The following is a 5,044-nucleotide window of genomic DNA, read 5'->3' on the forward strand; positions in this document are numbered from 1 at the left end:
TGACGTGCCTGATTCCTTTCGGAGTTGGATCCCAATAGAGTAGGATTCCTTGGAAGGGAGAATCGATTCAGAATGAGTAGCGGTAGGGTGAGTTTTTCGCCGGAGTTCCGCGAGCAGATGGTGGAACTGTTCTTGAGTTACCAGGGGCAGAAGAACCTGTCACAGGTCGCGCGGGAGAATGGTATCGGCGCGGAGACATTGCGGAACTGGGTGAAGAAGTACCAGGAAGCGAACCCGGTCGAGGACAAGCCCTTGACAATCTCGGAACGGGCGCGGCTTGAACAACTCGAGCGCGAGAATCAGGAACTGCGTCTGGAGCGGGAGTTCCTGGGAAAAGCCACCGCCTTCTTCGCGAAGAAGTATCGGTAGCCGACCGGTACGCACACATTCTCGCGGAGAAGGCGACCACGAATTCGGATGGTTCCGGCCGATACACGGTGGGCGCTATGTGTACCTGGCTGGGCGTGTCGGAATCAGGGTTCTATGACTGGGTGAAACGGCCGGCGTCGGCAACCGCGAAACGCCGCCGGAAGCTGGGCCGGCTGATCCGAGCCATCTTCGTCCGCCATCACGGCCGGTACGGGTACCGACGCGTCCACGCCGAGCTACGCCGAGCCGGACAGTACTGCGACCCGCAGACCGTGCGTTCCATAATGGCCGAGCTGGGCTTGGAGGCCTGCCAGCCGCGGGCCTCGCGGCGACAGACGACCAAGGCGTCCCGGGAGCAGGTAACGATCCCGGATCTGGTCGGGCGCGACTTCACCGCCACCGCGCCGGGGGCGAGGATGGTTGGCGACATCACCTATGTCCGCACCGGTCAGGGGTGGCTGTACCTGGCGTTGGTCATCGATTGCTACTCCCGCGCGATCATCGGGTGGGCCATGGCCGATCATTACCGTACCGAACTGATCAGCGACGCGATCCGGATGGCCGCCCGACACATCAAACTTCCCACGGAGGCGATATTCCATTCTGACCGCGGGAGTAACTACACCTCGGATGAGTACGGCCGCGTCCTGGCCGAGTTGGGTATTCATCGGTCCGTGGGCCGCACCGGTATTTGCTTTGACAACGCGTTGGCTGAATCGACGAATGGTGCGATCAAGGTCGAGCTGGTGAACCGGGAGTTCTATCCAACCAGGGCATCGGCGTACACAGCTGTTGCACGGTACATCGAAACATACTACAATCACCAAAGGCTGCATTCCGGTCTCGGGTACCAAACTCCACGCGAAGTCTTGGACGGGTACCAAAACTACCGGCCAACAGCTTGAAACCCAATATCACCGACTCCGAAAACGATCCAGCACCTCAGTTTGACCCAACTCAGGTCGTACGCGGTGCGCGCCGAGGAGCTCGGGCTGGACTCGGTCACAGTGTCGGACCACTTCCAGCCGTGGCGGCTGGAAGGCAGCGGGTCAGCGCGACGACGATCGTGACGTCGAACTCAATCCAAACCGACCTGTTCGCGAAGCCGGGCGCGGGCGTCCGTGACGGCGGCGCCGACGGCGGGATCGTCCAGCCGAACCCCGCGGCCGAGGACGGTCTGGTCGTGCAAGGACTGATCGGCCAGACTCTTGCGAATCACCACTCGCGCAGTGCGATTCGGGCCGAAGCTGAGTTCCTCCATCAACACCACGGAGGCCTGGACCCGCTCTCGAAGGGCCACCAACACCTGCATGGTGTCGCGGAAGATCCATTGCTGCGGCGGCGCCCCGTCGACCCAGGTCACGGTGAGAGTGAAGGTGTCGTGATCCCAGGCCCCCGTGTCCACCAGGTGCCAGGGGCGGGCTAGGATCTCGCCGGCGAGAGGAACGGCATACAGGCTGGCCATGGTGACCACCACCCACGTGCCGCCCTCGGCCAGGGCGGCGGCGAGGATCCGCTCCCCGCGGCCGAGCTCGAGCCGGGCCCGCACGTCATCGGGCAACGTGGGGGTCTGGTCCTTGCGGCGCCGGAAGCTCACCATCAACTCACTCCTTCTCGCAGCAGGGCCAACTGCCGTTGCACGGTCTGCAGGTGCGTGCCGACGTCGCGCACCTGCTCCGGGTCGGCGTCCGGGTCCGAGGAGAGCCGGCGCATGAGCGACATCGCGTTCGCGATCTCGCGGGTCAGGGACACCTCCCGCACTCGAGCCACGAGCGAGTCGACGTAGCGCTGGTCCGGACCGCCGGTCGCCGCGTCGATCGACGTCGGCAAGGTGGCGACGGATAGCGCCGACACCAGCGGCTGCGCGGCCAACGGCGCGAGGTGGGTGACGGCGTCGACCCACTGCACGAGGGTCATCCCCTCGGTGACCACGACGCTGCGGATGGCGTCGAACACGGCCCGGTGCGCCGGGGCGACGAAGGCCTCGGGCGGCACTGTGTCGTAGACGTCCGGGCTGACGGCATTCGGATATTGCAGGAGCACCTGGAGCAGCTGGGCCTCGGCGTTGACGAGCGGGTCGCGCAGGTCAGGCATCTGGTATGCCGCGGCCAGCTCCGCGCTGTCGGGCTCGGGGGCGTCGGCCTCGCGGCGGCGGGGTCCCTCGTTCGGCGCCTTGAGCGTGCCGGCGCGGCGCATCTGGTCGGCCAACTGCTCGACGCCGACACCGATCCAACCGGCGACGGTGCGCTGATACTCCGGTCGAAGGCTGGGATCCTTAACCGAATTGATAACCGGCGCAGCGACTTTCATCGCCTGCACCCGACCTTCCGCAGTGTCGAGATCGCACCGAGCGATCAAGGTGCGAACCGCGAACTCGAACATCGGGACGGCATCTTCCACAAGGGCCTTGACCGCCTCCGCACCCTTGCGCAGCCGCAGATCGCACGGGTCCATGCCCTCGGCGGCCACGGCGACGAAGGACTGCGCCGTCCAGCGCTGATCCTCCGCGAAAGCCTTCATCGCCGCCTTCTGGCCGGCCGCGTCGCCGTCGAAGGTGAAGACGATGCGAGCGGGATCCAGACCGGGCTCGTCGCGCATCAAACGACGCAACAGCTTGATGTGGTCGACACCGAAGGCCGTGCCGCAGGTGGCCACGGCCGATTCCACACCCGACAGGTGCGCCGCCATGACGTCGGTATAGCCCTCGACGACCACAGCCTGCCGGCCCTTTGAGATCGTCTTCTTCGCCAGGTCGATGCCGTAGAGGACCTGACTCTTCTTGTAGATCGTCGTCTCGGTGGTGTTGAGGTATTTCGCCTCGATGCGGTCGTCGTCGAAGATGCGGCGGGCGCCGAAGCCGATGGTGTCGCCGGAGGTGTCGCGGATCGGCCACATCAGCCGGCCGCGGAAGCGGTCGTAGATGCCGCGCGCCCCACGCCCGACGAGGCCGGCCAGCGTCAGCTCCTCGTCGCTGAAACCCTTGCCCCGCAACAACCGTGCCAAATCCTCCCCACCCCGCGGCGAGAACCCGACCCCGAACGGCTCGCACTGCGCGCCGTTGAAGTCGCGCTGGCGCAGGAAGTCCCGCGCAGCCCGGGCGTCTGGACTCTTGATCAACAGGTCGGTATAGAACTCCTGCGCGATCCGGTGCGCCTCGACCAGCCGGGAGCGCCGCCCGAGGCCGCCCTCCGGACCACCGGCCCCGCCTTCCTCCCGCTGCAGTTCCATGCCGAGCCGGGAGGCGAGTCGCTCGACCGCTTCGACGAAGCTGAGGTGGTCGATCTTCTGGACGAAGGCGACGACGTCGCCGCCCTCTCCGCAGCCGAAACAGTGGAAGGTGCCGGCACTCTCGCGGACCGTGAACGAGGGGGTCTTCTCGTCGTGGAAGGGACACAACCCCTTGAGCGAGCCGACTCCGGCGCTGCGCAGAGTCACGTGGTCGCGCACGACGTCGACGATGGAGGTGCGGTCCTTGACGGCCGCGATGTCCTCGGCTCGGATCCGCACGGCCACACCGCTCCTTCCGTCGCTGCCCGCAGGTGCGACGTCAGTGTATGTGGGCCGCCTCGCCGAATCCCCACGCGCGGGCCAGTGCCCAGGCGCTGGGGTCGGTCAGGCTGGCCACCTGATCAGCGACGACGCGCCTCCGCGCGGCGTCGTCCACAGCCTGGTCATGGTCGGCGCGGAAGTCGGCGGCGAGGCGGGTCGGGTCGTGCTCGAAGCCGGCCACGAGGGCCTTGATCACCTCGCGCTGCCGCTCCTGGATCGTGAGCCGGTCCGGGGCGTACATGACGAAGTGCGCGGCGACGGCCTTCAGGACGGCCACCTCGGCCCGGGTCTCCTCCGGGACGACGAGCCGGGCGGCATACCGGGTCAGCGGGCCCGCACCGTAGACCTCCCGCGTTGCCGCTTCGGAGGCCAAGACGAACCGGCCGATCAGCCGCGACGCCAGGTCTTTCAGCGCCGCCCGGTCGCGTCGGCTGCCGTCATAGGAACGCGGCACCATCCCGGCGGCAACGAGCCGCGCCCAGGCGTCGGCGACGAGGCTCGCGCTCAGGTCCGCGGCATACACCCCGTGCGCGACGGAGAGCACGCCGGCGATCTCGTCGGGGTCGCCCAGCATCCCCGGATCGAGCCGGCCGCTGGCCACCGCATCCTCGACGTCGTGCACCGAATAGGCCACGTCGTCGGACCAGTCCATGACGTCGGCCTCCAGGCACCGCTCCCCCGGTCCGCGCCCCGCCCGCACCCACTCGAACACCGGCAGGTCATCGGCATACGCGCCGAACTTGGGTGTCTCGCGATCGCCGCGCTCCCACGGATACTTCACGCTGGAGTCCAGGCTCGCGCGCGTGAGGTTCAGGCCCGCAGGACGGCCGTCAGCGTGAAAACGCTTGGGCTCCAAGCGCGTCAGGATGCGCAGCGTCTGCGCGTTGCCCTCGAAACCACCGATGTCGTCACACAACTCATCGAGAGCGCGTTCGCCGTTGTGCCCGAACGGCGGGTGACCCAAGTCGTGCGCCAGGCAGGCCACCTCGACCAGGTCGGCATCGCAGCCGAGCGCGGCCCCGAACTCGCGCCCGATCTGCGCCACCTCGAGCGAGTGGGTGAGCCGGTTGCGCACGAAGTCGTCGCTGTCGGGCGCGAGGACCTGCGTCTTGGCCGCGAGCCGGCG

4 protein-coding genes are annotated in these 5,044 nt (G+C 67.2%); 1 reads left to right on the top strand and 3 read right to left on the bottom strand.

Annotation, left to right across the window (positions count from 1 at the left end):
• Nucleotides 1-72: 72 nt before the first annotated feature.
• A protein-coding gene (locus tag BN11_RS13245; RefSeq protein WP_157044145.1) for an IS3 family transposase occupies nucleotides 73-1,274 on the top strand; the annotation gives its coding sequence in 2 pieces (ribosomal slippage) (nucleotides 73-331 and nucleotides 331-1,274; 1,203 coding nt in all).
• Between the two features lie 173 nt (nucleotides 1,275-1,447).
• Here the strand turns inward: BN11_RS13245 and BN11_RS13250 are convergent.
• From BN11_RS13250 to BN11_RS13260, 3 genes are all read right to left on the bottom strand, one after another.
• Nucleotides 1,448-1,969, bottom strand: a complete 522-nt coding sequence (locus BN11_RS13250) for a hypothetical protein (protein WP_048698400.1) — start codon at nucleotides 1,967-1,969, stop codon at nucleotides 1,448-1,450.
• The gene (dnaG, locus tag BN11_RS13255; protein WP_048698401.1) at nucleotides 1,969-3,882 is read right to left on the bottom strand and encodes a DNA primase; all 1,914 of its coding nucleotides are present in this window, start codon (nucleotides 3,880-3,882) and stop codon (nucleotides 1,969-1,971) included. Before dnaG ends, BN11_RS13250 begins: the two co-directional genes overlap by 1 nt.
• A 34-nt stretch (nucleotides 3,883-3,916) precedes the next feature.
• Nucleotides 3,917-5,044, bottom strand: a 1,128-nt coding sequence (locus BN11_RS13260) for a deoxyguanosinetriphosphate triphosphohydrolase (RefSeq protein WP_048698403.1), incomplete at its 5' end; no start/stop codon positions are given.

This window comes from Nostocoides australiense Ben110, from assembly GCF_001050535.1.
Taxonomy (GTDB): domain Bacteria; phylum Actinomycetota; class Actinomycetes; order Actinomycetales; family Dermatophilaceae; genus Nostocoides_A; species Nostocoides_A australiense.

Coding starts and splice junctions, on each gene's coding strand:
- BN11_RS13250 (WP_048698400.1), bottom strand. CDS start 1,969: ATGGTGAGCTTCCGGCGCCGCAAGGACCAGACCCCCACGTTGCCCGAT.